Raw genomic sequence first — 25,335 nt, forward strand, 5'->3', positions numbered from 1 at the left:
GTTCGACTCGATTTCTCAGGTCGGTTATAGCGTAAGACACCTCGGTCAGTCCCCTCTCCCTCTGGGAGAGGGTTAGGCGGGCGGCGTTCCGATGAGGGGCTTTTGACCTTCAAGGCCTCAACTGCTCACCGGCAAGATCGGGCTACCCAGCCGCTCCAGCAACGTCGCCTGCGCACTCCTCGGGTTCTGGTTGCCGGTCGGCGTGTTGCGAATATAACGACCATCCGACTGCAAACTCCAGCTATGCGTATTGTCAGTCAAATACAGCTCCAGCTCTTTCTTCACCCGGGTCAGCAGCTTCTTGCCTTCTACCGGGAAGCAAGTCTCGACGCGCTTGTCGAGGTTGCGCTCCATCCAGTCGGCGCTGGAGAGGAACATCTGCTCGTCGCCGCCATTGAGGAAGTAGAACACGCGGGTGTGTTCCAGGAAGCGGCCGATGATCGAGCGCACATGGATGTTGTGCGAAACACCGGCGATGCCAGGACGCAGGCAGCACATGCCGCGCACCACCAGATCGATGCGCACGCCGGACTGGCTGGCCTTGTACAGCGCGCGGATGATCTTCGGATCGGTCAGCGAGTTGAACTTGGCGATGATGTGCGCCGGTTTGCCGTCGAGCGCAAATTGCGTCTCGCGGGTGATCATGTCGAGCATGCCCTTCTTCAGGGTGAACGGCGCATGCAGCAGCTTCTTCATGCGCAGGGTTTTACCCATGCCGATCAACTGGCTGAACAGTTTGCCGACGTCTTCGCACAAGGCATCGTCGGAGGTCAGCAGGCTGTAGTCGGTGTAGAGCTTGGCGTTACCGGCGTGGTAGTTACCGGTGCCGAGATGCGCGTAGCGGACGATCTCGCCGGCCTCGCGACGCAGGATCAGCATCATCTTGGCGTGGGTCTTGAAGCCGACCACGCCGTAGATCACCACCGCACCGGCCGCTTGCAGACGGCTGGCCAGTTGCAGGTTGGACTCTTCATCGAACCGTGCACGCAGCTCGATGACTGCCGTCACTTCCTTGCCGTTACGCGCGGCATCCACCAGCGCATCGACGATCTCGGAGTTGGCGCCGGAGCGGTACAGCGTCTGGCGCACAGCGAGTACATGCGGGTCTTTCGCCGCCTGACGCAGGAGGTCGACCACCGGGGTGAACGACTCGAACGGGTGCAGCAGCAGGATGTCCTGCTTGCTGACCACGCTGAAAATGTTTTCGCTGTTCTGCAGCAGTTTCGGGATCTGCGGGGTGAACGGCGTGTATTGCAGCTCCGGATGACTGTCCAGACCGGTGATGCTGAACAGCCGCGTCAGGTTGACCGGGCCGTTGACCTGATACAGCTCGCTCTCGCTCAGGTTGAACTGCTTGAGCAAGTAATCCGAGAGGTGTTTCGGGCAGGTGTCAGCGACTTCCAGACGCACCGCATCGCCGTAACGACGCGAGAACAACTCGCCACGCAGGGCGCGGGCCAGGTCTTCGACGTCTTCGGAGTCGAGCGCGAGGTCAGCGTTTCGGGTCAGGCGGAACTGATAGCAGCCTTTTACCTTCATGCCCTGGAACAGGTCATCGGCATGGGCGTGGATCATCGACGACAGGAACACATAGTTGTCGCCGGGACCGCCGACCTCTTCCGGCACCTTGATGATCCGTGGCAGCAGACGCGGTGCCGGGATGATCGCCAGACCGGAATCGCGACCGAAGGCGTCGATGCCTTCCAGTTCGACGATGAAGTTCAGGCTCTTGTTCACCAGCAACGGGAACGGGTGCGTCGGGTCGAGGCCGATCGGGGTGATGATCGGTGCGATCTCGTCGCGGAAATAACGGCGCACCCAGGTTTTGATCTTGACCGTCCAGTGGCGGCGACGGATGAAGCGCACCTGATGCTTTTCCAGCTCCGGCAACAGAATGTCGTTGAGGATCGCGTACTGGCGGTCAACGTGACCGTGGACCAGCTCGCTGATCCGCGCCAGCGCCTGATGCGGCTGCAAGCCGTCAGCACCGGCCTGTTCACGGGCGAAGGTAATCTGCTTCTTCAGGCCGGCGACGCGAATTTCAAAGAATTCGTCAAGGTTGCTGGAAAAGATCAGCAGGAACTTCAGGCGTTCCAGCAACGGATAGGACTCGTCCAGCGCCTGTTCCAGCACGCGGATGTTGAATTGCAGTTGCGAAAGCTCACGGTGGATGTACAGGCTGCTGTCATCAAGGCCCGGTATCGCAATCACTGGCGCCGCCGCGACAGGTTCGGTGACTGGCGCGGGTGGCGCAGGCTCCAGCTCAGGCGGGGTCTCGGTGATTTGCTCGACCACCGGTTGAGCTTCTTTTACTGCAACTTCCGTGAGTCCTTCGGTATTCATTGAATGTTCCTGGGAGGGCTATTTCTGCTCTCGTAACAATTGAGCGGCGCGGACAGCAAAGTAAGTCAGGATGCCATCAGCGCCGGCACGTTTAAAGGCGGTCAGTGATTCGAGAATCACCGCCTCGCTCAACCAGCCATTCTGGATCGCCGCCATGTGCATGGCGTATTCGCCGCTAACCTGATAGACGAAGGTCGGCACTTTGAAGGCATCTTTTACCCGGAAAAGAATGTCCAGATACGGCATGCCGGGTTTGACCATGACCATGTCCGCGCCTTCAGACAAGTCGGCGCCGACTTCGTGCAGCGCTTCGTCGCTGTTGGCCGGGTCCATCTGATACGAGGCCTTGTTGGCCTTGCCTAGGTTCGACGCCGAACCGACTGCATCGCGGAACGGGCCGTAATAGGCGCTGGCGTACTTGGCCGAATAAGCCATGATCCGCACGTTGACGTGGCCGGCGATTTCCAGCGCTTCGCGGATCGCCTGAATGCGACCGTCCATCATGTCCGACGGCGCCACCACCTGCGCGCCGGCTTCAGCATGGGACAACGCCTGACGAACCAGCGCGTCGACGGTAATGTCGTTCTGTACGTAGCCTTCTTCGTCGAGAATGCCGTCCTGGCCGTGGGTGGTGAACGGATCGAGCGCGACGTCGGTGATCACACCCAGCTCCGGGAAACGCTCACGCAGGGCGCGGGTGGCGCGCTGGGCGATGCCTTGAGGATTCCAGGCTTCGGCGGCGTCGAGGGATTTAAGCTCAGGAGGGGTGACCGGGAACAGCGCCAGCGCCGGAATCCCCAGCTCGACCCACTTGGCCGCTTCTTCGAGCAGCAAATCGATCGTCAGCCGCTCTACCCCGGGCATCGAGGCCACGGCTTCGCGGCGGTTTTCACCGTCGAGCACGAACACCGGCAGGATCAGGTCATCGACTGTCAGCACATTTTCCCGCACCAGCCGCCGCGAAAAATCATCACGACGATTGCGCCGCAGGCGCGTGGCAGGGAACAGACGATTGGCGGGGGTAAAGCTCACGGCAGACTCCTGAGCCCGCGCAAACGGGCGAGCGTGACAGTTATAGACGGCCATTATGACGAACAGATGACAGTTGTGTGAGACCTGTGACAGGTAGCCGCATTCCATTCTCAGTGTAGGAATTGTTCACGTCGAGACACATTTGGACACTTTCATGAATGTGTCCGAAGGGTTAGGCTGCGCGTTCATTTCGCCAGCACCCAGACAATGCTCCAACAATTTCTGCATGACTTTGGCTACTTTGCCTTGTTCCTCGGCACGTTCTTCGAAGGCGAAACCATTCTGGTGCTCGCGGGCTTCCTCGCGTTCCGTGGATACATGGACATCAACCTGGTGGTGGTTGTGGCGTTCTGCGGCAGCTATGCCGGCGATCAGCTGTGGTACTTCCTCGGCCGCAAGCACGGGCGCAAATTGCTGGCGCGCAAACCGCGCTGGCAGATGATGGGTGACCGCGCGCTGGAGCACATCCGCAAGCATCCCGACATCTGGGTGCTGAGCTTCCGCTTCGTCTATGGCTTGCGCACGGTGATGCCGGTGGCGATCGGTTTGTCGGGTTATCCGCCGGGACGTTATCTGCTGCTCAACGGCATCGGTGCGGCGATCTGGGCGACCGCACTGGCTGCCGCCGCTTATCACTTCGGTGCGGTACTGGAAGGCATGCTCGGCAGCATCAAGAAGTACGAGTTGTGGGTACTCGGTGCGCTGCTGATTCTTGGCGTCGGCCTGTGGCTGCGCCGCCGCTTCAAGAATGCGCGGCTGGCCAAACAGGTTTATGCGGACGAGCAAGCCGCGAAAGCTGCACTGCTGAATCAAGACGAAGCGTCCAAGGCTGCCGAACCGAAGACGCCAGCCGAGTAACTCGCTGGCGACTTGCTACAGCCCGCCAGCACTGAGCGGGCTGGCCGACCCTTTCAGTCAGACGGATCACTTTTATCCTCGCTACTCTGGGGCATTCAAGTTCGCCAGTGGCGTAGTCACGCCAAAAATCTCCCGCTCGTTACGCCGCAGGCAACCGCAAATAATGAACACCCCGCCGTCGTTGCGATCCATGTAGAAAGCGCTCCATACAGGTGCAGCCGCCACTTGGGCCTATGGCAACGCGCGACAATTTAGTGGACATTTAGCGCCATGAATCTGGAGAGAAACCCATGAGCAAAAAAGTTGCAGTGATCCTGTCCGGCAGTGGCGTATACGACGGCGCCGAAATCCATGAAAGCGTCATCACCCTGCTCCGTCTCGACCAACGCGGTGCGCAGGTGCAATGCTTCGCACCGAACATCGCGCAATTGCACGTGATCAATCACCTGACCGGCGAAGAAATGCCCGAGTCGCGGAACGTTCTGGTGGAATCGGCGCGCATTGCTCGCGGCAACATCAAAGACATCCGCGAAGCCGACGTCGATGACTTCGATGCGCTGATCGTGCCGGGCGGTTTCGGGGCGGCGAAGAACCTGTCGAACTTCGCTGTTGAAGGCGCTGGCTGCAGCGTGCAGCCGGAAGTACTGGCGCTGGCCGAGGCATTTGCCGAAGCGGGCAAACCGGTCGGTCTGATGTGCATCTCGCCGGCACTGGCGGCGAAGATCTACGGCCCGGGCGTAACCTGCACCATCGGCAACGACGCCGACACCGCCACGGCGATGAACAAGATGGGCGCCACCCACGAAGACTGTGCGGTGACGGAAATCATCGAAGACAAGGCGCGCAAACTGGTGACGACCCCGGCTTACATGCTGGCGCAGAACATCAGTGAAGCGGCGTCGGGGATCAACAAACTGGTCGACCGCGTGCTCGAGCTGACCCACGAAAACGACGCCTGATTCCCAGCAGTACACAAATCCCAATGTGGGAGCGAGCTTGCTCGCGAAAGCGGTGTGTCATTCAACACAGCGTTGCCTGACCTGGCGCCTTCGCGAGTAAGCTCGCTCCCACAGGTTTTGTGTACCGCTCAAGACTGGCGCGTCAGTCGGGTGAGGATCCGATCCAGCGCATTGGCGAACGCCTGCTTCTCGCGATCGCCAAACGGCGCCGGTCCGCCGCTCATCTGGCCTTGTTCGCGCAGATCAGTGAACAGGTTACGCACGGCCAACCGCTCGCCCATGTTCTGTGCATCGAACTCCTTGCCGCGCGGATCGAGCGCCGCGACGCCCTTCTTCACCAAACGATCGGCCAGCGGGATATCGCTGCAAATCACCAGCTCACCGGGCACTGCGTGTTCGACCAGATAATCGTCTGCCGCATCCGGACCACTCGGCACCACGATCAGTTTGACGATGGCCAGCCCCGGCTTGATCTGCGGCTGCCCGGCCACCAGCACTACTTCGAACTGGCGCTTGAGGGCGAACTTCACCACCAGATCCTTCGCCGCCCTCGGGCAGGCGTCGGCATCGATCCATACACGCATTTTTCTAACCTCCAAAAACAACTCGCGAGCAAGTCGAATCGTCGCACCGTCACTCCCACAGGTTACGCGTTAAACCTGTGGGAGCGAGCCTGCTCGCGAAAGTGAGCGCAGCGAATGCAGTTAAGCGACTACCCGCCGCTTCTCCGCCACCCAACTACGCCCATACAACAGCACAATCGCCAGAATCGCCACCGCCTGCGCCGTCAGCGAATAGGCATCGGCATGAATCCCCAGCCAATCGAATTCAAAGAACGCCACCGGCCGCGTGCCGAAGATCCCGGCTTCCTGCAACGCCTTCACGCCATGCCCGGCAAACACCACCGACAACGCGCAGAGCAGCGCCGCGTTGATGCTGAAGAACAGCGTCAGAGGCAGCTTCGCCGAACCGCGCAGAATCACCCACGCCAGACCGACCAGCAGCACCAGTGCGGTCGCACCGCCGGCGAGTACCGCGTCATGCCCGGCCGGGCCGGCCTGCAACCACAGGGTTTCGTAGAACAGGATCACTTCGAACAGCTCGCGGTACACCGAGAAGAACGCGAGGATCGCGAAGCCGAAACGCCCGCCGCCGCCAACCAGGCTGCTCTTGATGTAATCCTGCCAAGCTGCGGCATGGCGACGGTCGTGCATCCACACGCCCAGCCACAAGACCATGACACTGGCGAACAGCGCCGTCGCGCCTTCGAGCAGTTCACGCTGCGAACCACTGACGTCGATCACATACGCCGCCAGCGCCCAGGTGCCGAGGCCGGCCAGCAACGCCAGGCCCCAACCGACGTTGACGCTGCGCACCGCCGATTGCTGGCCGGTATTGCGCAGGAACGCGAGGATCGCCGCCAGCACCAGAATCGCTTCCAGGCCTTCTCGCAGCAGAATCAGCAGACCGGAGATGTAGCTCAGCGACCAGCTCAAGCCATCACTGCCGAGCAACCCGGCGGACTCCTTCAGCTTGGCCTTGGCGGCGTCCAGGCGCTGCTCGGCCTGCTCGACCGGCAAGCCGTCCTGCAACGATTGACGGTAAGCCATCAGGGTTTTTTCGGTGTCCTTGCGCACATTGGCGTCGACGTTATCCAGCGAGCTTTCGACCAGCTCGAAGCCTTCCAGATAGGCCGCGACCGACAGGTCGTAGGCCTGATCGTGTTCACCGGCGCGGTAGGCGGCAAGGCTCTTGTCCAGCGTTGCGGCGGTGTAGTCGAGCAACTGCGCCGGGCCACGCTTGACCTGCGGCGGCTGCGCGCGTTGCGCACGGAACGTCGCCGCCGCTTGCTGGCCTTCGGCAGCCTGCACTTCGGCCGGGGTCTGACGCGCCAGATCGGCGATGTTGTAGGTTTTCTCCGCTTTGGCCGCCGCCGGATCAGCGCTGAACCCGGCAATGTAGGTCGCCAGATCCCAACGCTGCCGGTCATCGAGCTGATCGGCAAACGCCGGCATGTCGGTGCCTTCGACGCCTTGGCCGAGGGTGTTGTAGATCGCGTACAGACTCAGGTGATCAAGACGCGCCGCATCACGCAGATTGGCCGGTGCCGGGGTCATGCCGAGGCCCGCCGGGCCGTCACCGGCGCCACTATCGCCGTGGCACACCGAGCAATTCTGCGCATAGAGCGGCGCACCCCGGGAGGGGTCAGGGGTGATGATCGGCGCTTGGCTGACCTCATATGCCACCGCCAGTTGCGCGCCCAGTTGCCGTGCCTGTCGGGCCACTTCGGCGCCATCCTGCCTGGCAGTGATTGCCGCGTGCAAAGCGCTGACACCCTGCTCCAGCGCAACCTTTTCAGGCTTGGCCGGCATGCCGGCGATCAAGCCTTGCAGCGCCCGCGTGAACTCCAGTTGCTCGCGGTATTCGGAATCATCGACAACCTTGCCCGCCGCTACCGTCGGCGGGTAGTCGGCGCTGATGTAATCGAGCAGGTGCAGCGCTTGCGGCGCGCCTTCCACGGTATCGGCCAGCAGATTAAAGCTGCTCAGGGCAAACAACGGGAACACCAGCCAGGCCAGAAAACGGGACGAGGCAGTCATGAATGAGTCTCAAATGGAAATGCGAAGTTACATATTGTTCACTTCGAACGCGTTTCCCTCAAGCTTTGTCGACGTAACGCCACACAAGACGCGAGCCATCGGCCTGCAAAAACGCCAGATCACTTAGCCACTATTGCACCCTATACTGCGCGACCTGTCGCATTTCCCGCTCAAGGATGAACCCCTTTCATGCGCCACCGCTTGCACTTGCCCCTGTTGATCGCCGCCGTTGTGCAACTGAGCGGCTGCGGTGCATATCGCAACTACGATCTGGAACTGCAACAGACCACCGACCCGTTCAAGGCCGGCAACATCAACAGCGCCCTGGCCGTGATCGAAGCGAACAATCCGGCCGTGGAAAAAGACCTGCTCTACTATTTCGAAAAGGGCGCCGTACTGAGTGCGGGCGGCGAGTTTGCGCAGAGCCAGACAACCTGGCGCAGCGCCGAGCAGATGATCATCGAGCGCCAGGACACAATCCAAACCACCGGCGACAAGCTGCTCGCCGCCATGGGCGATCACTGGGGCAGCATCATCAATGACAAGCTGCGCCGCTACGATGGCTACGACTACGAAAAAGTCATGCTGACCACGCAAATGGCCCTCAACCAACTGGCCATGAATGATTTTGACGGCGCCCGTGCCGACATCAAGAAAACCCACGAGCGCGAAGCGCTTATAGCCCGACAGCGGGAGCTGGAATACGAGCGTGTCGAAGCAGCGGCCAAGGCCCAGGGCGCGCGCTTGCATTACAAGGACCTGCAGGGTTACCCCGTGGTGATGCTCGAATCGCCTGCGGTGATTGCGCTGAAAAACGGCTACCAAAGTGCATTCAGTCACTATCTCGCCGGCTTCACCTACGAAGCGCTGGGCGAGAAAGATCTGGCAGCGCCCGGCTATCGTCAGGCAATTGAACTGCGTCCGGACATGGCGTTTTTCCAACAGGCACTGCGCGACCTCGACAGCCCTGGTCTGAAGGCAGACGAAAGCGATGTGCTGATCATCGTACAGAGCGGCCTGGCGCCGGCCCGCAGCTCCGTGCGCGTGCCCTACCCGGTGAAGCTCGCGGACGGTCAGGTCATCGTCGCCAATATCTCGTTCCCCGTAATGGTGCCCGACATCTCGACGCCTTCATTCAACCAACTGAGCATCGATGGTCGTCAAAAAAAGCTGATTGCGGTCAACAGCATTGCCGACATGTCCTTGCGCACCCTGCGTGACGACATGCCGGGCATTATCCAGCGCACAACCTATCGGGCATTTCTGGCAGCCGATGTTCAGGCCAGGGACAATCGACGCGATCCGAGCAAAGCCTCCTACGTCACCCACTGGGATGCTTTCGAGCATGCCGACACGCGCACTTGGCGCACCTTGCCCAACCTCACCCAAGTCGTGCGCCTGCGCTTGAAAAAAGGTGAGCACCTGATCAGCCTGCCCAACGCTCCCGGTGCTGCACCCATGAAAATCCGCATCGACCAGAGCCGCCAGGTCATCGGCCTGCGTGCTTTGGGTGAGCGAGTGTTTGCCAATGGCAGCGCGTTCCAGCCCAGCGGAGCGCCGAGCGGCAGTGTGGTATCCGACCTGAAATAAATAATGGCACCAAACTAACAAGTGCAATTAAAAAGATATTACATAGCCACCACTGCCCGCCTATAATGCCGCGCCCTCGCTATCGCGAAACGGCATTAAAGCTCCTCAGGTTATGAGGAATTGGCAGGAGGCCAGCGCCACTGTCGATGGGTCACACCAGCCCGACCAGCATTCGCGGCTGTATTACTCCAGGGAAGAAGTACCCCCATGGCATTCCGCGCTCCCACTCTGATTGCGCTCAGCGCCGTCACTCTGCTGTCCGGCTGTTCGGCGTTTCGCAACTACGACTCCGAACTGGCCCAGACCAATCAGCAACTGGCCACCGGCAATGTTGACGCCGCGCTGACTCTGCTGGAAAAGAACAACACCGGCCCGGACAAAGACCTGCTCTATTACTTCGAGAAAGGTGAATTGCTGCGCGCCAAGGGCGACCTGTCCGGCAGCCAGAACGCCTGGACCAGCGCTGATCAGGTGGTGGGCAAGTGGGAAGACTCGGTCAAGCTCGACACCGACAAATATCTGGCCCAGTTCGGCAGCTTCCTGGTCAACGACAAGGTGCGTCGCTACGAAGGCTACGACTACGAAAAAGTCATGCTGACCACGCAGATGGCCCTGAACCTGCTGGCGGTCAACGACTTCGACGGCGCGCGCACCGCGATCAAAAAGACTCACGAACGTGAAGCGGTGATCGCCGAGCTGCGCGACAAGGAATACCTCAAGAGCGAAGAAGAGGCCGAGAAAGAAGGCATCAAGACCCAGTACAAAGACCTGCAGGGTTATCCGGTCGCCAGCCTCGACGCACCGGAAGTGGTCGGTCTGAAGAACAGCTACCAGAGTGCTTTCAGCCATTACCTGTCCGGTTTCGTCTACGAAGCCCTGGGCGAAAAAGGCCTCGCGGCGCCGGGTTACCGCAAGGCTGCCGAACTGCGTCCGAACACGCCGTTGCTGGAGCAGGCACTGGTCAACCTCGACAAGCCGAGCAAGTCTGACGACAGCGATATTCTGATCGTCGTGCAAAGCGGTCTGGCGCCAGCTCGCGACTCGATCCGCGTGCCGCTGCCATTGCCGATCTCCAACAACGTGGTGATCACCCCACTGTCGTTCCCGATCATCAAGCCGGACACCTCCACCGCGCCGTTCGCGCAGATCGGTGTCGATGGCCAGCAGGTCGATCTGACCGCTCTGAACAGCACCACCGCCATGTCCCGCCGCGCCCTGCGTGACGATATGCCGGGGATCATCCTGCGCACCACCGTGCGGGCGATCACCAAAGGCGTGGCGCAGAAGAAGATCAACGAAACCAATCCACTGGCCGGTCTGGCCGTCGGCATCTCTTCAGCTGTGCTTGAAGGTGCCGATACCCGTACGTGGCGCACTCTGCCGGACAACACTCAAGTGGTGCGTCTGCGCTTGAAGAAAGGCGAGCATCAGGTCAGTCTGCCGAGCGCCGTCGGCGGTTCGGTGGTCAAGGTCACCGTCGATCAGCGTTATCAGGTGATCACCCTGCGCGCCGTGGGCAACCAGGTGTTCGCCGGTGGCCTCGCCGCCCACGTCATCCCGAGCGCCAGCGCGACCAACGTCGCCAGCCTCAAACAACCTTAAGAACGGAGTCTTTGCATGCGCTTCAAACTCATCGCCGTCGCCGCCCTCGCCTTGCTGGCGAGCGGCTGCGCTACCCCGCCACCGCCAGAGCCGGGCAGCGCCGCGAGCAAAGTCGTGGCCATGGGCCCGCAGAAACACATCGTCGTCGGCGCCATGCGCGTCGCTCGCGAAAACGGCTTCATGACGGTCAACGTGCAGTTGAGCAACACCCTCAACAGCAACAAGATTTTCTACTACCGCTTCGCCTGGCTCGGCGCGGAAGGTTTCCCGATTGCCGAAGAAGAAGTGTGGAAAAGCCAAATGATGTACGGCGCCCAGACCAGCTTCATTCAAGGCATCGCCCCGACCCCGAAAGCCGTGGACTTCCGTCTGGAAATCAAGACGCCGTAAGCCTGTCACCCTATTTCTGTTTTAGAGAGCATTCCCATGTTTGCACGCTTTTCCTGCATCGCTGTTATCGCCCTGCTGGCCTCCGGTTGCGCCAACACTTCGCCGACCCTGGGCAGCAAGAACATCAGCTACGGCGACACCAAAGCGGTTGAAACCGTGACCAACGAATTCGGTTCGACCGACCTGCAAATGATCGCCGAGTCGATGACCCGCTCGCTGGCCCAGTCCGGCATTCTGCAGGGCCGCCCGGTGGTTCAGGTCTACGACGTGAAGAACAAGACCAGCGAATACATCGACACCCGCGAAATCACCACCAGCATCAAGACTCAGCTGATGAAAACCGGCGTGGCCCGCTTCGCCAGCGACAACAACGCCATGCAGAGCCAGGTTGACCAGCTCAAGCTGCAAAACCAGAGCGGCCTGTACAAGAAGAGCACCGTGGCCAAGACTGGCAACATGGTTGCCGCCAAGTACCGCATCGAAGGTTCGATCAGCTCGATCGTCAAACGCAGCAGCGACTATAAGGACGTCTTCTACAAATTCAGCCTGCAACTGATCGACGTTGAAAGCGGTCTGGCCGAGTGGATGGACGAAAAAGAGATCCGCAAAACCACGGAGCGTTAATTGATGCGCGCATGGATTGGCATGATGGCCCTGGCTTGCGCGTTCAGCGTGCAAGCGGCCCCGAAAGTCGCGGTGACGGATCTGGCTTACCAGGAACGTGTGGAGCAATACATCCACATCGTTTCGGCCCAGAGCAATCATCGCGAGGGTTACTACAGCTCCAGCGGCTCGTCGAGCTACAACGAGATCGAAGCGAGCACCAGCTACATCGAGCAAGGCGAGTTGCGCAAATTCACCGGCGACATCAAGGGTGAAATTTTGCGCACCGGTATGTTCCAGCTGGTGCAGGGCACGCCGTACACCGCGTCGTCCAAGGGTGACGTCTACGACGTGATCAAGCGCATCAAGGCCGGCAACTTCAAAGGCGCCGACTATGTGCTGTTCGGTACCGTGTCCGATATCGACTTCACTCAGGACATCAACGAGCTGGCGAATACCGACAGCTATTCGGCGGTGCTGGGCCTGACATTGGTGGCGGACTTCAGCCTGATCAACACCAAGACCTTCGAGATCACCTCGGCCTTCACGGCGATGGGCGAAGCGCAGGACACCAAACTGGTGAACCACCGCGACATCAAGATCTCGCTGAACCGCCCACGGGTGGTGCGCGACGTGTCCAAGGCGCTGGGTGAAGACGTGGCCGGGCAACTGAGCATGCAGCTTGGTGGCGGCGGTTACGAGCAGCCGCGTGAGGCGCCGCAGCGCAACAATTTGCCGCGTGATACTGCGCCGGTGATCTTGCGCTGATGACTGGCGCCTGATCGTCCCCATGCTCGACGTGGGAATGCATCCCGGGACGCTCTGCGTCCCAGCACAAAAAAGGCGACCCGCAAAGGTCGCCTTTTTTTGTGCTGGCGAGGTTTACGCCGCCGCTTTACGCAACGTCGCCATAAACGCCGCCGCACCGATGAACAGCCCGGCAAACGTGCGGTTCATGCGCTTCTGCTGTTGCGGGGTGCGCAACAGACGCAGCACCTTCGACGCCAGACCGGTGTAGCCCGCCATGACAATCAGGTCGACGAAGATCATCGTCACACCAATTACCACATACTGAATCAGCAACGGCGCATGCGGGTTGATGAACTGCGGCAGGACCGCGAGCATGAACACCAAAGCCTTGGGGTTGCTGATGTTCACCAGAAAGCCGCGGAACACCAGCGCCAGCGGCTTGCCGATCGGTCGTACCGTCGCGTCGTCGCTCATGTCCATGGGCAGCGCACGCCATTGCTTGATGGCCAGGTACACCAGATAAGCCACACCGAACCATTTAATCGCGTGGAAGGCGGTGGCCGAAGCGGTCAGGATCGCGCCAACACCGGCGCCGACAATCGCGATCTGCACCGCCAGGCCAATCTGCAGGCCGAGGGCGTTCCAGTAACCGCGCCAGAAACCGTATTGCAGACCGCTGGACATCGACGCAATGGCGCCAGCACCCGGGGACAGACTGATCACCCAGCAGGCGGCAAAAAATGCCAGCCATGTTTGAAGCTCCATCGCACACCTCGCATCTGAATTGTGACAGACGCTCAAGCTAATGCGGATTGGGCCTAAAAGCAAAAGATCGCAGCCTCCGGCAGCTCCTACTTTGGAATGCGACCCCTGTAGGAGCTGCCGAAGGCTCGGGCCGCGATCGGACGATCTTTTGATCTTGCTGTAAGACTTACTTCTCGAACCCGCTGGAAGGGAATACATCCGTCCCGCGCCAACGTCGCACCGAGCGCTGGAAAAACAAGCTGTTCGGCACCTGCACCATCGCGCTGCCAGTCCCAAGCTCTTCCGCCTCGATCAACGTGGTGTAAAGCAGATTGATCGCCACCACCCGGCCTTTGACGCCAGGCTTGTCCGTGGTGTCCACCAGCTCAACGATATCGCCCAGCCGGAACGGCCCAACCGTGAAGATCAGAATCGCGCAGAGCAGATTCGACAGCACACTCCACATCGCGAAGAACGCCACCGCCGCCACGGCGACGAACCCTGACAGCGCCGTCCACAGCACCGTGGCCGAGACACCGAGGCGTTCCAGAACAAAGATCAGCGCACTGCCCATGATCAGCCAGCGCAACACGCCGCGCAGTGGCATCAGCAATTGCGGCGGGAACGGATAGCGCTCGCCCAACCGGGTCAGGCCTTTGGCGACGAAGCGCTGAGTGAGGTAACCGGCCAGCAGGATCAGCAGAATCTGCACCGCGAACCAGATCGGCTCGACCCACTCCGCCGGCAGCGGCAGCTTGAACGCTTCCATCAGGACAGCGCCTCCAGCTCCGCTTGCATGCTTTCCAATACCTCGAGAGCTTCCATCCACGCCTCTTCCAGCTCGCCTTCACGAACCTTCAGCTTGGCCTGTTCAGCGAGCAGATCACGCAATTCGTTCTTGCGTGCCGGCTCGTAGATGTCGCTGTCGCCGAGGCTGGCGTCGACCTTGGCCAGTTTCTCGTGAAGCTTGCCCAGCTCGGCTTCGAGCTTGTCAGCTTCACGCTTGTGCGGGGCCAGTTGCTGACGCAACGCAGCAGCAGCCTGACGCTGGGCCTTTTTGTCGGTCTTGTCCGGATTCACCGGGGTGTTACTGACCGGCGCGTTACGCTGGCGGTACTCCACCAGCCATCGCGCGTAGTCTTCGAGGTCGCCATCGAACTCTTCGACCTTGCCATCAGCGACCAGGTAGAAGTTGTCGGTGGTGCTCTTGAGCAAGTGACGATCGTGAGACACCACCAGCACCGCGCCGCTGAATTCCTGCAGCGCCATGGTCAGCGCCAGGCGCATTTCCAGGTCGAGGTGGTTGGTCGGTTCGTCGAGCAGCAACAGGTTCGGCCGCTCCCAGGCGATCAACGCCAGGGCCAGACGCGCTTTTTCACCACCGGAGAAATTCAGTACCGGCTCATCAATTCGCGCACCACGGAAGTCGAAACCGCCGAGGAAGTCACGCAGTGTCTGCTCGCGCTCGGTCGGCGCCAGACGCTGCAAGTGCAATAACGGGCTGGCCTTGGAATCCAGCGAGTCGAGCTGATGCTGGGCGAAGTAGCCAACCACGGTGTTCTCGCCACGGGTCAGCCGCCCGCCCAGCGGTGACAGTTCACCGGCGAGGTTTTTGATCAGCGTCGACTTACCTGCGCCGTTCGGGCCGAGCAGGCCGATCCGCGCGCCCGGGGTCAGTTGCAGCTTGACCTTCTCCAGGATGGTTTTGTCGCCATAGCCCAGACGCGCATCCGACAGGTCGATCAGCGGGCTGGAGATCTTGGTCGACTCGCGGAAGACGAAGTCGAATGGCGAATCGACGTGGGCCGCCGATAGCTCTTCCATCCGCTCCAGTGCCTTGATCCGGCTCTGTGCCTGACGGGCCTTGGTCGCCTGGGCCTTGAAACGGGCGATGTAGCTTTCCATGTGCGCACGTTGCGCCTGCTGCTTCTCGTAGGCCTGTTGCTGCTGGGCCAGACGCTCGGCACGGGCGCGTTCGAACGCGGTATAGCCGCCGCGATACAGGGTGATTTTGCGCTGATCGACGTGGGCCACGTGATCGACGACTTCATCGAGGAAATCACGGTCGTGGGAGATCAGCAGCAAGGTGCCCGGGTAGCTTTTCAGCCACTCTTCGAGCCAGATGATCGCGTCGAGGTCCAAGTGGTTGGTCGGTTCGTCGAGCAACAACAGGTCGGACGGGCACATCAATGCCTGCGCCAGATTCAGACGCATCCGCCAGCCACCGGAGAAATCTCCTACCTGGCGATCCATCTGCTCGTTGGTGAAGCCGAGACCGGCGAGCAATTTGCGCGCCCGCGCGTCGGCGGTGTAGCCGTCGGCGCTGTCGAGTTCCGAGTGCAGGCGGGCCTGAGCGGCACCGTCGTGCGCCGCTTCGGCGGCGGCGAGGTCACGTTGCACCTCGCGTAGACGCAAATCGCCATCGAGCACATAGTCGACGGCAAGACGCTCAAGGGTCTCGATCTCCTGGCGCATGTGGGCGATGCGCCAGTCAGCCGGCAGGAAGCAATCACCCGAGTCGGGGTGCAGTTCGCCCCGAATCAAGGCGAACAGGCTCGATTTGCCGGCGCCGTTGGCACCGATGAGGCCGGCTTTGTGGCCGGCGTGCAGGGTCAGCTCGGCGTCTTCTAGCAGACGTTGCGGGCCACGCTGTAAAGTCAGGTTCTGAAGTCGGATCATAATGGCGGCGGAGTCTACCAGCTTCGCTCACAACTGGCGCGAGTAGCACGATGTCCTCTGACCTGTGGAGCTTTTCCCTTGCCACCTACGCCCGCCCGGGCGTGGAAGATGCATGCCTGCGACTGCAAACGGCGGGCGCCAATGTGTGCCTGCTGCTGTGCGGTTTATGGCTCGAACAACGCGGGGTGATCTGTGATGAACAACGTGTAAGCCAGCTTCAGACGCTGACCGAGCCTTGGGATACCGAGGTGGTACAGCCGCTGCGCTCACTGCGGATGCAATGGAAAGCACGGGCCGTTGATGATGCGGTGCTGAAAGGCATGCGCGAGCAGATCAAATCACTGGAGCTTGAGGCTGAGCGAGCGTTGCTGTCACGGCTTGAAGGGGCGGCGCAGGAATGGCCGCTAAACGATGCAGGCTCGAAGACTTGGCTTGAAGGATTGGCCGGCATGGCGGCCAGCCCGAACCGCGACGCGCTGCAAGTGCTGCGCGTCGCGGCAACCGGCACTTAGGAAGCGCTGGTCGGGTTGTTGCTGACGCTCGACGCAGCGGCTGGCGATGGCGCAGTCGAAGGAGTCGAGGTGGTGGCGGCTGGAGCAGCGGCGGCTGGCGTGGCCGGAGTGGCTGGCACGGCAGGCTTGGCAGCTGGAGTGGTAGCCGGTTTGGCGGCAGCTGGTTTGGCAGCGGCAGGCTTTTTCACGGCCGGTTTGGCAGTTGGTTTGGTGGCCGGTTTTGCAGCAGCAGGCTTGGCAGCAGTGGTCGCTGGTTTAGCAGCGGCGGCTGGCTTGGCGGCGGCTTTCACTGCTGGTTTTGCCGCCGGCTTGGCGGCAGGTTTTGCCGCGGTTTTTACAGCGGGTTTAGCGGCAGCCGGTTTGGCGGCTGGCTTGGCAGCGGCGGTTTTGGCAGCAGGTTTTGCGGGTGGTTTCGCCACAGCTTTCGCCGCAGGTTTAGCGGCCGGTTTGGCAGCTGCAGCTTTCGCGGGAGCAGCTTTGCTCGCGGCTGGTTTTGCAGCCGGTTTGGCGGCGGCCGTTCTAGCGGCTGGCTTGGCAACAGCTGGTTTTGCAGCAGTGGTTTTAGCCGCCGGTTTGGCAGCGCTCGCGGCAGCCGGTTTTTTCGCCGCAGGTTTGGCCGCAGGTTTGGCCGCGGTTTTGGCAGCTGGCTTGGCCGCCGCTTTCACCGGTGCCTTGGCAGCAGGTTTGGCCGCCGGTTTTGCAGCAGGTTTAGCCGCTGCGGTTTTCGCTGCAGGCTTGGCTGCAGCCGGTTTGGCAGCCGCTTTCTTCGCCGGTGCCGCTGCCGGTTTGGCGGCGCGGGTGGACAGTACTTTGCCCACGGCTTCTTGAACGCGACCCACACCCTGGGCCAGTTTCAGGCTTTCCTGGGCATCGCGCTTGAGTTGCAGAATGTAGCTGCGAGTGTCGGACTGACGATCCTTCAAGGCATCGAGCAGGTCTTCCAGTTCTTTCACTGCGGCCTTGGCTTTGTTCTGTGCCTTGGCTTTACCGGCAGTGGCTGCGTCCTGCAATTTGGTGCGGGATTTGTGCAGTTTTTCTTGCGCCTTGCCGCGTTGCTTTTCCAGTTTGGCGAGCAGTTTTTCAGCATCAGCCAAGGCTTGGGAGCAAGCGTTTTCCAGATGCTCGAGCAGGCTGCCCGAGAGTTGTTGGAGTAAGTGCAACGGAGTATTTACAGGCTTCTTGGTGGCCGACATGGTTTACCTCCTGGCTGACGTGAGTGCGGCTCATACTAGACCTCTGCAGTTACCGCCGCTAGGGCATCTTGACAGTATCGATTGCGTTGCGTTGCACCGAATCGAAAATGTTCTGCGCGAAGTCAAAAGCAGTTCACCGTTGCAGACGTTCGCGCTGGCATAATCCACCGCATCTCAGGACGGAGTGTGCCCATGTCGCGCTACTTTTTTTTATCCCTCTGCATGGTTTTTTCGGCCGTTCACGCTGACGAAAAAGACACCGCGAACGATGCTCACGATCTGGCCTACAGCCTCGGTGCCAGCCTCGGTGAACGACTGCGTCAGGAAGTCCCGCAACTGCAGATTCAGGCGCTGGTCGATGGCTTGCAGCAAGCCTACCAAGGCAAGCCGCTGGCGCTGAGCGAAGCACGCATCGAGCAGATTCTGGCTGATCATGAAGCGCAAAACGCCGAGCACTCTGCACAGCCTTCAAGTGATGCGGCGATGGAAAACGAGCAACGCTTTCTCATCGCTGAAAAAGCCAAACCGGGTGTTAAGGAACTGGCTGACGGCATCCTGCTCACCGAGCTGACACCGGGCACTGGCGGCAAGGCTGGCCCCGATGGAAAAGTGCAGGTGCTGTATGTCGGACGGCTGCCGGATGGCACCGTGTTCGATCAGAACACTCAGCCACAATGGTTCAACCTCGACAGCGTGATTGCCGGCTGGCGCACCGCGTTGCAGAACATGCCGGTAGGCGCGAAATGGCGCCTGGTGATTCCATCGGATCAGGCCTATGGCGCTGACGGTGCCGGTGACCTGATTGCGCCGTTCACACCGCTGGTGTTTGAAGTGGAATTGCGTGGAGCGACGAGTTGATCGGGCAATAAAAAACGGTGCGCTTTCGGGCGCACCGTTTTTTTTGATCAGGGTTCGGGATCAGGCCTGAACCGGATCTTCTTCCTTGTGTGCTGTGTGCAGCACTTCAATCAGGCAGTCTTCAAGTTCGAAGCGTTCGTGGAGCAGGCCACCTAGCTCTTTGAACTTCTCTGCAACGCATTTACCTTCATCGCACAGGTCGTTGAAGGCTAGAAGCTTCTCGGTGATGACATCGATGCGCGGATAGATCGTCTCGGCGAGTTCAAGACCACGCGTATCACCGAACGCCTTGGCTTCGCCAGTCAGCTGTTCGTAGATTTCGAAGTGCCCAGCCGAGACGTAATCGACCAACACGCCGCAGAACTCCTGCAAGGGCTTGCGGCTCTCGGACAGCGAATCAGGCTCTGCGCCGAGCTTGTCGTAGGCACCGATCAGATCTTCACGCTCTTGCAACCAGCGGTCGATCAGCAGATGAACCCCACCCCAACGTTCCTGAGCATTCTGACAACTTTCGAGCATGGCGATCTCTCTTCCCTTGTGGGTCATGCTGCTCTACACCCGCGCCCCTCTTTTGATTCTGGCTTGGGGGTCGGCCGGGCAGAGCGTCATCGAGCAACATAAATCCAATGACACGTGCGGGCCAGATTATGCCCGCACGCCTATGGCTTCAAGGTACGCAGGAGATAAAGTTCATACAAGTGTTTAATCCCGCAACAGCACCGGGTGCGACGCTTGGCCGCTGAGCGGGCGTTGCAGAGCACTCCATACCAGCCGCAACAATTGATACACCGCCAGAATCGATACCGCGACAAAGAACAGCAGGCTCCACTCCGGGATACTCAGGTCGAACAGCGTCCAGGATATTTCCGCACAATCGGTACCGCCGCTAAACATTGTTTGCAGGGCACAGATCCATGGCAGACCACTGAACAAGGCCTCGGGAGCAGGCGAACAATTGAGCAGGTGCAGCATCGGATCGCTCTGTATCAGTACCTGCCGCCAGGCCGCCGTGGTCCCACCCAGGCTGGCGCCCAGGGTCAACAGCCAATAGAACCACAAACCGACACGTTTGGGACCGTGCACCGCCGCCAGACCACTGACTACGCACAGCAGCGTGAGGAACAGGCGCTGCACCAGACACAGGCTGCACGGCGTCAGGCCGACTGCATATTCAAGATAATAGGAAGCTCCCAGAGCAAAGGCCCCCGCAGTGAAAGCCATGAAGAACAAGGAGCGTGAGCAGGCCAACGACATGGCTTTTCCGTAACAGTAGAGACAGACGGTTACGGTAGAGGAAAGCGTGTCAGCCTTTCAAGGCAAGGCCCTGCCGACAGTTCACCAGAGGTGTAGGGAAAACCCGACAGGATCGAGAGGAATTGGTGTAGACCGCTGTAGGAATTTGCTTCAGGCGCTCAACGAAGTGGAAAATTCAGCCACAAAAGGTAAGCGAGGGAGCGAACTCCCTCGCCACTTCAGACTTGGGCCGGAGCCGGCAACGGCGCGGCCAGCAGGCGCTCGTCCAGCAGACCAAGGCCTTCCTGGAACAACTGATTGCTGCGCTCGGTATCGCCCAACTGGGCGAGCAGGCGCGCCAGCTCCGCACAGGCCTCGGGATTGCGCTGCACACGCAGACTGCTTTCCAGGTAATCCCGTGCCTTGCCCCACAGACTGGTTTGCAGACACAGTCGGCCGAGGGTCAACAGCAGGCTCGGATCGTTCGGATGCTCCTTCAGCCAGCCTTCGGCGGTTTGCAACTGGCGGGCCGGATCGCTGCCGCGCACCAGCCCGTAGAGACGGGCCAGATGGCTGTCGTACTTGCGTTTGAGGGCAGTGCGCAGCACCTCCTCCGCTTCGACCTGAGCGCCCAACTGCCGCAACTGTTCGGCGTACGCCAACACCAGCGGCGGCTCCTGCCGTTGCGCCGAAGTGAGCTGTTCCCAGGCGCGCGTGAGCGACTGCAAACCCACGCTGCCATCCTCTTCCCGTTGCGCAGCCAGCGAGAGGTTTTCACCCCAGGCTCGGCGCTCGAGTTCGGCCAGTTCGGCGCGCGGCAGGACTTTGTCCTTGCGCAATTCCGGCAGCAAACGAATCACCGCCGACCATTCGCCGCGCTGCTGATACAAGCGCTGCAACTGCCGCAACGTCTGCGCATTGTGTGGATGGCGATCGTGCATCGCTTGCAGCGTCACCAAGGCACCGTCGGTGTCGCCACGGTCAGTCTGCAACTGCGCATGACTCAAAGCGATGGCCAGCTCCGCCTGGGGCTGACGCTCAAGCGCACGCTCCAACAAACGATCGCACTCTTCGTAAAGACCTTGCTCGTTGGCTGCGCGGGCAGCACCGAGGTAGTACAGCAATGGCTGGCGCTCGGCTTCAGCCGCTCGAGACAGGTGACGCTGAGCGCTGGCCCAGCGACCTTCGGCCAGATCCAGTTGACCGTGCTCGATCGCCACCTGCACGCGCCGACTGCGGTTGCGGCGCGACCATGGGTTGACTACGCCACTGGAGGCCATGACCAATTCGACCAGCGCCTTGATCCCCCAGATCAGCAGCCACAACACCGCGATGACCGCCAGCGTCGCCCACAGGCTGGACTCGTAGCGGAAGCTTTTGTAGGCCACCAGCACGTAACCGGAATGCTCGGCAATCGCCAGACCCAGCGCCGCTGTCGCCGCGATCACCAGAAACACGATCACATACAGGCGTTTCATGGCGTGGTCTCCTGCGCGGTGTTGGCGGCAGGCTTGGCGAAGGGTTTCACCGACTCTTCGGCGTTAACGTTGCGCCGTTCAAGGTAGGCTTGCACCGCACTCAGCGTGCCGGCCAGATCCGGCGTGGTGACCGTGACCGGTTCCTTGCTCAACTCACCGACCTGCTCGAGCATCACTTTGCTTTGCGGATTGTCCGGGTTGAAATTGCCCTTGAGCACATCGCGCGCTTCGGCCAGCGCCTGGGTATAGACCGGCGCCTGACCGTTGAGGGCTGCCCACTGCGCCTGCTCAAGCGCAAGGCTCAGGGCCAGACGCACCTGACTCAGGCTCTGCCCGGCCAGCAGCGGCCGCACATTCTTGTCGGCATTGAAATCGATACGGATATAGCGCGAGACCTGGTCCCACCACTGCGCCCAACGACTGGCGCCGTCACCGTCAGCGGTCAGGCCCAGCAGCGATTCGCCACGATCCTTGTACTCCGGCGCAAGCTCGGTGAGGTCGATGACTTGATCACGCAGCGCGCCGAGACGCAGGAACAGACCGGTGCGATCCGGTTGCGAMGTACTGCGCAGCGCCACCAGGGTTTTCGCCACTTGCTCGCGGGCGGCAAAAGAGCCTGGATCGTTTTGCTCACGGAGAATTTCGTCAGCGCCCTGGACCAGCGCCTGAGCGCTGCTGATGTCCTGTAAAGCCGACAAACGCAGGCTGGCCAGGCGCAGCAAATGCTCGGCCTCGGCCAGACGCCAGTCCTTGCGGCTAGCGCCCAGCACCGTTTCCAGACGTTGATTGAGGCGCTGTTGATCACCTTGAAGCTGGGTCACCAGACGCTGGCGCTCGGCAAGTTCGTCGGCATCCGGCAGCTGCGCGAGGCGCTCGGTCAGACGCTGTTCATTGAGCTTCAGGCTCTGCGCCTGATCGTTCAATGCCTGCACTTCACCGGACTGCTGTTGAGTGTTGGTCTGCAGGTGACGAACCTGCCAGACACCCCAGCCGCCGATCGCAACACCGGCAGCACCGAGCAACAAAGCGACGATGGCCAGTCCATTGCCTCGGCGCGGCTCTGTGGCCGGCGGTGGAGTTTCAACCTGGGGTTCAATCACAGGCTGGACGTCATCTTTTGGCAAGGCTGTTTCGCTCACGTATCCATCCTTTGCATTAGAAAACGGGTTCGGGATACTCCCGCAACGCCGTCAGCAAAGCCGCGGCGCTCGCGCCGCGGCAATCCACAACTGTTTGAGCCCCGGCGGCACGTGCCAGCTCGGCGACCCTTGGGCTTGGTACAAACAACGGCAACGGCGCGATGGCCGGCCAGGTATCACCGGCCATTCGGCGCAGGTGCTCGAAACCCTGTCCACTGCTGACCACCAGCCCGTTCAAGCGTTCCGCTTCGATCCGCCGTGGCAGCTCATCCAGGGCATAGGCTGGCAGGTCGCGTCGATACAATTCCAGATACTCGACACTAGCACCTAGCTCACGCAAGCGCTCGGCGAGCAGTTCACGCCCACCCTCCCCGCGCAAGATCAACACCTGCGCGCCGGGCTGGCTGACCGCCTCACGCAGACGCGGTAATTGCAGCAAGGCTTCGCTGTCATCGCCGGCGGCCGGGAAGTTCGCGTCCAGACCGTGATCCAGCAAAATCTGCGCAGTCGCCGCGCCGACACTGAACCACGGCATCGTCAGCGCAGATGCACCTTCGAGCAGATCCAGCGCAATACGCGCCGCCGGTTTGCTGACGACAATCACTGCACTGCAACTTGGCAACTGCGTAATCGCCTGACGAATTTTCTCAGAGACTGGCAGCGGGACAATGTCCAGAAGCGGCAAACAGCTACTGAAAACGCCCTGCCCGGCCAACGTCTGCGCCAGCGCCGCACAGTCTTCCGCGGGGCGCGTCAGCAGCAGGCGCCAACCGGTCACTCGTGACCTGCCTCGCCGTAGACCGCTTTGAGAATGTCGTCGGCGCCCTGGCTGAGCAGGTCTTCGGCGACCTTCACACCCAGTGCTTCGGCATCGGCCCGTGGCGCGCGCGCTTGGGCGCTGAGCAGCTTGCCGCCGCTTGGCTCACCGACCAGACCACGCAACCACAATTGCTCGCCTTCGAGCACGGCATAGCAGGCGATCGGCACTTGGCAGCCGCCATTCAAATGTTTGTTGAGGGCACGCTCGGCGGTGACGCGCGACGAGGTGTCGGCGTGATGCAGCGGTGCGAGCAAGGCGTGGATTTCGGTGTCGGCGCTGCGGCATTCGATGCCGACTGCACCTTGGCCACCGGCAGGCAGGCTGTCATCAACACTGATCGCCGAAGTGATGCGATCTTCGAAGCCGAGGCGGATCAGGCCGGCGGCGGCGAGGATGATCGCGTCGTACTCACCGGCATCGAGTTTGGCCAGGCGAGTGTTGACGTTGCCGCGCAGAAAGCGGATCTGCAGATCCGGACGACGGGTGAGCAACTGTGCCTGCCGACGCAGACTCGACGTGCCGACAATGCTGCCGGCAGGCAATGCTTCCAGGCTGGCATACGTATTGGAAACGAAGGCATCACGCGGATCTTCACGCTCGCAGATGCAGAACAGGCCGAGGCCTTCCGGGAAGTCCATCGGCACATCTTTCATCGAGTGGACGGCGATGTCTGCTTGGTTTTCCAGCAGCGCAGTTTCCAGTTCCTTGACGAACAGGCCCTTGCCACCGATTTTCGACAGTGGCGAATCGAGCAGTTTGTCGCCGCGACTGACCATGGGCACCAGCGTCACCAGCAGGCCCGGGTGGGCCGCTTCAAGACGGGCTTTGACGTATTCGGCCTGCCAGAGGGCAAGCGCACTTTTACGGGTGGCGATGCGGATTTCGCGAGAGGACATGGATCAATCCGTACTGAATAGATACGGCGGATAATAACAGCTCAGCCAAATCCACTTTGACTTGAATCAGAGTCGGCGCGGCCTCCCTGGCCCGCAGTGCCTGGTAAAAAGGAGCTGGAGCTGTCCGGAATGACCGGGTTACAGGCCCTGCATCATCTTGCGCACACCGGCCACGTGCCGACGACTGACGATCAGCGCGTCACCATTTAGACCCTTGAGAAACAGCTGGAAATGCCCCAGCGGCGTACGCTGCAGACGTTCGATGCGGTCGCGGGCGACCAGCGCGTTGCGATGGATACGCACAAAGCGCTCGCCGAATTCGTCTTCGAGGGCCTTGAGCGGCTCGTCCAGCAACACTTCACCGGCCTCGTGGCGCAGGGTCACGTACTTGTGGTCGGCGATAAAGTAGACCACCTGATCCAGCGGGATCAGTTCGATGCCTTTGCGGGTTCGGGCGCTGATATGGCTGCGCGGGCCGTTGCCACTTTCGGCAGCGGGACGGGTCAGGGCCGAGAGTTGCGCCCGATTGGGACGTTCAGCCCGTTTCAGGGCGTCATGCAGATGTTCGGTTCGCACGGGTTTCACCACATAGCCCACGGCGCTGGCCTGCAGGGCTTCCACGGCAAATTCATCGGGGCTGGTGCAAAACACCACGGCCGGCGGCGTTTCACGTTCGCACAAACGGGCAGCAACCTGCAGGCCATCGAGACCCGGCATGCGAATATCGAGCAGCACGATATCCGGCTTGTGGCTGTCGATCAGTGCCAACGCCTCTTCGCCATTCGTGGCGCCGGGCTCCAGAACTGTATAACCCTCGAGCTCGCTCACCATTCGGCTGAGGCGCTCGCGAGCCAGTGGTTCGTCATCAACGATCAGGACATTCATATTGCGCTGGATTCCTGCGTGAGTCTCGCACAAGGATAGCGTAGACAGGTGAAGTGACGTCCGTCACCGCGATCCACGCTAAGACTAGCCCGAGCGCCAAAAAGTGCCGTACGTCGGCCAGCAATATTTGCCAGTGTCCGGGTCGTACTGCTCAAAGCCCGCTGTTTCCTG

At 60.9% G+C, this 25,335-nt stretch carries 24 protein-coding genes and 1 pseudogene; 9 read left to right on the forward strand and 16 right to left on the reverse strand.

Features of this window, described 5'->3' with window-relative positions; translation table 11 throughout:
- Positions 1–117 precede the first annotated feature (117 nt).
- Complete coding sequence (gene ppk1 / locus AC1DVF_RS07365) at positions 118–2,343, reverse strand: polyphosphate kinase 1 (protein WP_034152005.1); 2,226 nt, start codon at positions 2,341–2,343, stop codon at positions 118–120.
- Positions 2,344–2,361: 18 nt separating this feature from the next.
- Positions 2,362–3,375 (reverse strand): porphobilinogen synthase, encoded by a 1,014-nt coding sequence (gene hemB / locus AC1DVF_RS07370; protein ID WP_186620114.1) that lies wholly within the window; start codon positions 3,373–3,375, stop codon positions 2,362–2,364.
- Positions 3,376–3,582: 207 nt separating this feature from the next.
- Between hemB and AC1DVF_RS07375 the strand changes: the two genes are divergently transcribed.
- Together AC1DVF_RS07375 and elbB are read left to right on the forward strand one after the other, a co-directional pair.
- On the forward strand, positions 3,583–4,233 hold the full coding sequence (locus AC1DVF_RS07375; protein WP_460089228.1) for a DedA family protein: 651 nt from the start codon (positions 3,583–3,585) through the stop codon (positions 4,231–4,233).
- Between the two features lie 290 nt (positions 4,234–4,523).
- The gene (gene elbB, locus AC1DVF_RS07380; RefSeq protein WP_038359087.1) at positions 4,524–5,192 is read left to right on the forward strand and encodes an isoprenoid biosynthesis glyoxalase ElbB; all 669 of its coding nucleotides are present in this window, start codon (positions 4,524–4,526) and stop codon (positions 5,190–5,192) included.
- Positions 5,193–5,320: 128 nt separating this feature from the next.
- Here elbB and AC1DVF_RS07385 read toward each other — a convergent pair whose 3' ends face one another.
- Positions 5,321–5,776, reverse strand: coding sequence for a YaiI/YqxD family protein (locus AC1DVF_RS07385; RefSeq protein WP_093429738.1), 456 nt, complete (start codon positions 5,774–5,776; stop codon positions 5,321–5,323).
- Between the two features lie 120 nt (positions 5,777–5,896).
- Positions 5,897–7,792: an FTR1 family protein gene (locus AC1DVF_RS07390; RefSeq protein ID WP_477782274.1), complete on the reverse strand. Its 1,896-nt coding sequence runs from the start codon at positions 7,790–7,792 to the stop codon at positions 5,897–5,899.
- A 189-nt stretch (positions 7,793–7,981) separates the two neighbouring features.
- Between AC1DVF_RS07390 and AC1DVF_RS07395 the strand changes: the two genes are divergently transcribed.
- The 5 genes from AC1DVF_RS07395 to AC1DVF_RS07415 all read left to right on the forward strand — a co-directional run bounded on the left by AC1DVF_RS07395 (position 7,982) and on the right by AC1DVF_RS07415 (position 12,745).
- A complete protein-coding gene (locus AC1DVF_RS07395; RefSeq protein ID WP_477782275.1) occupies positions 7,982–9,382 on the forward strand; it encodes a COG3014 family protein in 1,401 nt (466 codons plus the stop codon).
- A gap of 207 nt (positions 9,383–9,589) precedes the next feature.
- Positions 9,590–10,984, forward strand: coding sequence for a COG3014 family protein (locus AC1DVF_RS07400; protein WP_093429735.1), 1,395 nt, complete (start codon positions 9,590–9,592; stop codon positions 10,982–10,984).
- A 15-nt stretch (positions 10,985–10,999) separates the two neighbouring features.
- The gene (locus AC1DVF_RS07405; RefSeq protein WP_007911131.1) at positions 11,000–11,374 is read left to right on the forward strand and encodes a YcfL family putative periplasmic lipoprotein; all 375 of its coding nucleotides are present in this window, start codon (positions 11,000–11,002) and stop codon (positions 11,372–11,374) included.
- A 36-nt stretch (positions 11,375–11,410) separates the two neighbouring features.
- Complete coding sequence (gene lpoB, locus AC1DVF_RS07410) at positions 11,411–11,998, forward strand: penicillin-binding protein activator LpoB (protein WP_016772610.1); 588 nt, start codon at positions 11,411–11,413, stop codon at positions 11,996–11,998.
- Positions 11,999–12,001: 3 nt separating this feature from the next.
- Positions 12,002–12,745 (forward strand): penicillin-binding protein activator LpoB, encoded by a 744-nt coding sequence (locus AC1DVF_RS07415; protein ID WP_093429734.1) that lies wholly within the window; start codon positions 12,002–12,004, stop codon positions 12,743–12,745.
- A 114-nt stretch (positions 12,746–12,859) separates the two neighbouring features.
- On the opposite strand, the gene AC1DVF_RS07420 is transcribed toward AC1DVF_RS07415, so the two are convergent.
- The 3 genes from AC1DVF_RS07420 to AC1DVF_RS07430 all read right to left on the reverse strand — a co-directional run bounded on the left by AC1DVF_RS07420 (position 12,860) and on the right by AC1DVF_RS07430 (position 16,150).
- A complete protein-coding gene (locus AC1DVF_RS07420; RefSeq protein WP_093429733.1) occupies positions 12,860–13,492 on the reverse strand; it encodes a LysE family transporter in 633 nt (210 codons plus the stop codon).
- A 166-nt stretch (positions 13,493–13,658) separates the two neighbouring features.
- Complete coding sequence (locus AC1DVF_RS07425) at positions 13,659–14,240, reverse strand: mechanosensitive ion channel family protein (protein WP_093429732.1); 582 nt, start codon at positions 14,238–14,240, stop codon at positions 13,659–13,661.
- Positions 14,240–16,150: an ATP-binding cassette domain-containing protein gene (locus AC1DVF_RS07430; RefSeq protein ID WP_186620123.1), complete on the reverse strand. Its 1,911-nt coding sequence runs from the start codon at positions 16,148–16,150 to the stop codon at positions 14,240–14,242. The genes AC1DVF_RS07425 and AC1DVF_RS07430 overlap by 1 nt, the downstream gene beginning before the upstream one ends.
- A 50-nt stretch (positions 16,151–16,200) precedes the next feature.
- Between AC1DVF_RS07430 and AC1DVF_RS07435 the strand changes: the two genes are divergently transcribed.
- Positions 16,201–16,662, forward strand: coding sequence for a TIGR02444 family protein (locus AC1DVF_RS07435; protein WP_257356588.1), 462 nt, complete (start codon positions 16,201–16,203; stop codon positions 16,660–16,662).
- Here the strand turns inward: AC1DVF_RS07435 and AC1DVF_RS07440 are convergent.
- Positions 16,659–17,855 carry an AlgP family protein gene (locus AC1DVF_RS07440; RefSeq protein ID WP_477782276.1) on the reverse strand — a complete coding sequence of 399 codons (1,197 nt, stop codon included), beginning with the start codon at positions 17,853–17,855 and terminating at the stop codon, positions 16,659–16,661. The genes AC1DVF_RS07435 and AC1DVF_RS07440 overlap by 4 nt on opposite strands.
- A 192-nt stretch (positions 17,856–18,047) precedes the next feature.
- Between AC1DVF_RS07440 and AC1DVF_RS07445 the strand changes: the two genes are divergently transcribed.
- Entirely contained in the window at positions 18,048–18,713 is a 666-nt protein-coding gene (locus AC1DVF_RS07445; RefSeq protein WP_477782277.1) for an FKBP-type peptidyl-prolyl cis-trans isomerase, read from the forward strand.
- A gap of 60 nt (positions 18,714–18,773) precedes the next feature.
- Here the strand turns inward: AC1DVF_RS07445 and rsd are convergent, their stop codons facing one another.
- From rsd to AC1DVF_RS07485, 8 genes and pseudogenes are all read right to left on the reverse strand, one after another.
- Positions 18,774–19,232: a sigma D regulator gene (gene rsd, locus AC1DVF_RS07450; protein ID WP_320336163.1), complete on the reverse strand. Its 459-nt coding sequence runs from the start codon at positions 19,230–19,232 to the stop codon at positions 18,774–18,776.
- A 183-nt stretch (positions 19,233–19,415) separates the two neighbouring features.
- Entirely contained in the window at positions 19,416–19,967 is a 552-nt protein-coding gene (locus AC1DVF_RS07455; RefSeq protein ID WP_093429726.1) for a disulfide bond formation protein B, read from the reverse strand.
- Between the two features lie 218 nt (positions 19,968–20,185).
- Entirely contained in the window at positions 20,186–21,424 is a 1,239-nt protein-coding gene (locus tag AC1DVF_RS07460) for a heme biosynthesis protein HemY (protein ID WP_427119182.1), read from the reverse strand.
- Positions 21,421–22,563, reverse strand: a complete 1,143-nt coding sequence (locus AC1DVF_RS07465) for a uroporphyrinogen-III C-methyltransferase (RefSeq protein ID WP_320336161.1) — start codon at positions 22,561–22,563, stop codon at positions 21,421–21,423. The genes AC1DVF_RS07460 and AC1DVF_RS07465 overlap by 4 nt, the downstream gene beginning before the upstream one ends.
- A gap of 16 nt (positions 22,564–22,579) precedes the next feature.
- Positions 22,580–23,341 (reverse strand): uroporphyrinogen-III synthase, encoded by a 762-nt coding sequence (locus AC1DVF_RS07470; RefSeq protein WP_460089242.1) that lies wholly within the window; start codon positions 23,339–23,341, stop codon positions 22,580–22,582.
- Entirely contained in the window at positions 23,338–24,279 is a 942-nt protein-coding gene (gene hemC, locus AC1DVF_RS07475; RefSeq protein ID WP_093429722.1) for a hydroxymethylbilane synthase, read from the reverse strand. The genes AC1DVF_RS07470 and hemC overlap by 4 nt, the downstream gene beginning before the upstream one ends.
- A 138-nt stretch (positions 24,280–24,417) precedes the next feature.
- Positions 24,418–25,164 (reverse strand): LytR/AlgR family response regulator transcription factor, encoded by a 747-nt coding sequence (locus AC1DVF_RS07480; RefSeq protein WP_093429721.1) that lies wholly within the window; start codon positions 25,162–25,164, stop codon positions 24,418–24,420.
- Positions 25,161–25,301: pseudogene (locus AC1DVF_RS07485) on the reverse strand (sensor histidine kinase); the annotation flags it as partial. The pseudogene AC1DVF_RS07485 and the gene AC1DVF_RS07480, both read right to left, overlap by 4 nt.
- Positions 25,302–25,335: the final 34 nt, after the last annotated feature.

The organism is Pseudomonas sp. P4_D7, from assembly GCF_056401755.1.

What these genes read in the sequence shown, in the direction of transcription:
- rsd (WP_320336163.1), bottom strand. Translation starts at nt 19,232, where the DNA reads ATGCTCGAAAGTTGTCAGAATGCTCAGGAACGTTGGGGTGGGGTTCAT.
- AC1DVF_RS07400 (WP_093429735.1), top strand. Translation starts at nt 9,590, where the DNA reads ATGGCATTCCGCGCTCCCACTCTGATTGCGCTCAGCGCCGTCACTCTG.
- AC1DVF_RS07395 (WP_477782275.1), top strand. Translation starts at nt 7,982, where the DNA reads ATGCGCCACCGCTTGCACTTGCCCCTGTTGATCGCCGCCGTTGTGCAA.
- AC1DVF_RS07440 (WP_477782276.1), bottom strand. Translation starts at nt 17,855, where the DNA reads ATGTCGGCCACCAAGAAGCCTGTAAATACTCCGTTGCACTTACTCCAA.
- AC1DVF_RS07415 (WP_093429734.1), top strand. Translation starts at nt 12,002, where the DNA reads ATGCGCGCATGGATTGGCATGATGGCCCTGGCTTGCGCGTTCAGCGTG.
- lpoB (WP_016772610.1), top strand. Translation starts at nt 11,411, where the DNA reads ATGTTTGCACGCTTTTCCTGCATCGCTGTTATCGCCCTGCTGGCCTCC.
- AC1DVF_RS07390 (WP_477782274.1), bottom strand. Translation starts at nt 7,792, where the DNA reads ATGACTGCCTCGTCCCGTTTTCTGGCCTGGCTGGTGTTCCCGTTGTTT.
- AC1DVF_RS07455 (WP_093429726.1), bottom strand. Translation starts at nt 19,967, where the DNA reads ATGTCGTTGGCCTGCTCACGCTCCTTGTTCTTCATGGCTTTCACTGCG.
- AC1DVF_RS07460 (WP_427119182.1), bottom strand. Translation starts at nt 21,424, where the DNA reads ATGAAACGCCTGTATGTGATCGTGTTTCTGGTGATCGCGGCGACAGCG.
- AC1DVF_RS07385 (WP_093429738.1), bottom strand. Translation starts at nt 5,776, where the DNA reads ATGCGTGTATGGATCGATGCCGACGCCTGCCCGAGGGCGGCGAAGGAT.
- AC1DVF_RS07405 (WP_007911131.1), top strand. Translation starts at nt 11,000, where the DNA reads ATGCGCTTCAAACTCATCGCCGTCGCCGCCCTCGCCTTGCTGGCGAGC.
- hemC (WP_093429722.1), bottom strand. Translation starts at nt 24,279, where the DNA reads ATGTCCTCTCGCGAAATCCGCATCGCCACCCGTAAAAGTGCGCTTGCC.
- elbB (WP_038359087.1), top strand. Translation starts at nt 4,524, where the DNA reads ATGAGCAAAAAAGTTGCAGTGATCCTGTCCGGCAGTGGCGTATACGAC.
- AC1DVF_RS07430 (WP_186620123.1), bottom strand. Translation starts at nt 16,150, where the DNA reads ATGATCCGACTTCAGAACCTGACTTTACAGCGTGGCCCGCAACGTCTG.
- AC1DVF_RS07445 (WP_477782277.1), top strand. Translation starts at nt 18,048, where the DNA reads ATGTCGCGCTACTTTTTTTTATCCCTCTGCATGGTTTTTTCGGCCGTT.
- AC1DVF_RS07375 (WP_460089228.1), top strand. Translation starts at nt 3,583, where the DNA reads ATGCTCCAACAATTTCTGCATGACTTTGGCTACTTTGCCTTGTTCCTC.
- AC1DVF_RS07425 (WP_093429732.1), bottom strand. Translation starts at nt 14,240, where the DNA reads ATGGAAGCGTTCAAGCTGCCGCTGCCGGCGGAGTGGGTCGAGCCGATC.
- AC1DVF_RS07420 (WP_093429733.1), bottom strand. Translation starts at nt 13,492, where the DNA reads ATGGAGCTTCAAACATGGCTGGCATTTTTTGCCGCCTGCTGGGTGATC.
- ppk1 (WP_034152005.1), bottom strand. Translation starts at nt 2,343, where the DNA reads ATGAATACCGAAGGACTCACGGAAGTTGCAGTAAAAGAAGCTCAACCG.
- AC1DVF_RS07435 (WP_257356588.1), top strand. Translation starts at nt 16,201, where the DNA reads ATGTCCTCTGACCTGTGGAGCTTTTCCCTTGCCACCTACGCCCGCCCG.
- AC1DVF_RS07480 (WP_093429721.1), bottom strand. Translation starts at nt 25,164, where the DNA reads ATGAATGTCCTGATCGTTGATGACGAACCACTGGCTCGCGAGCGCCTC.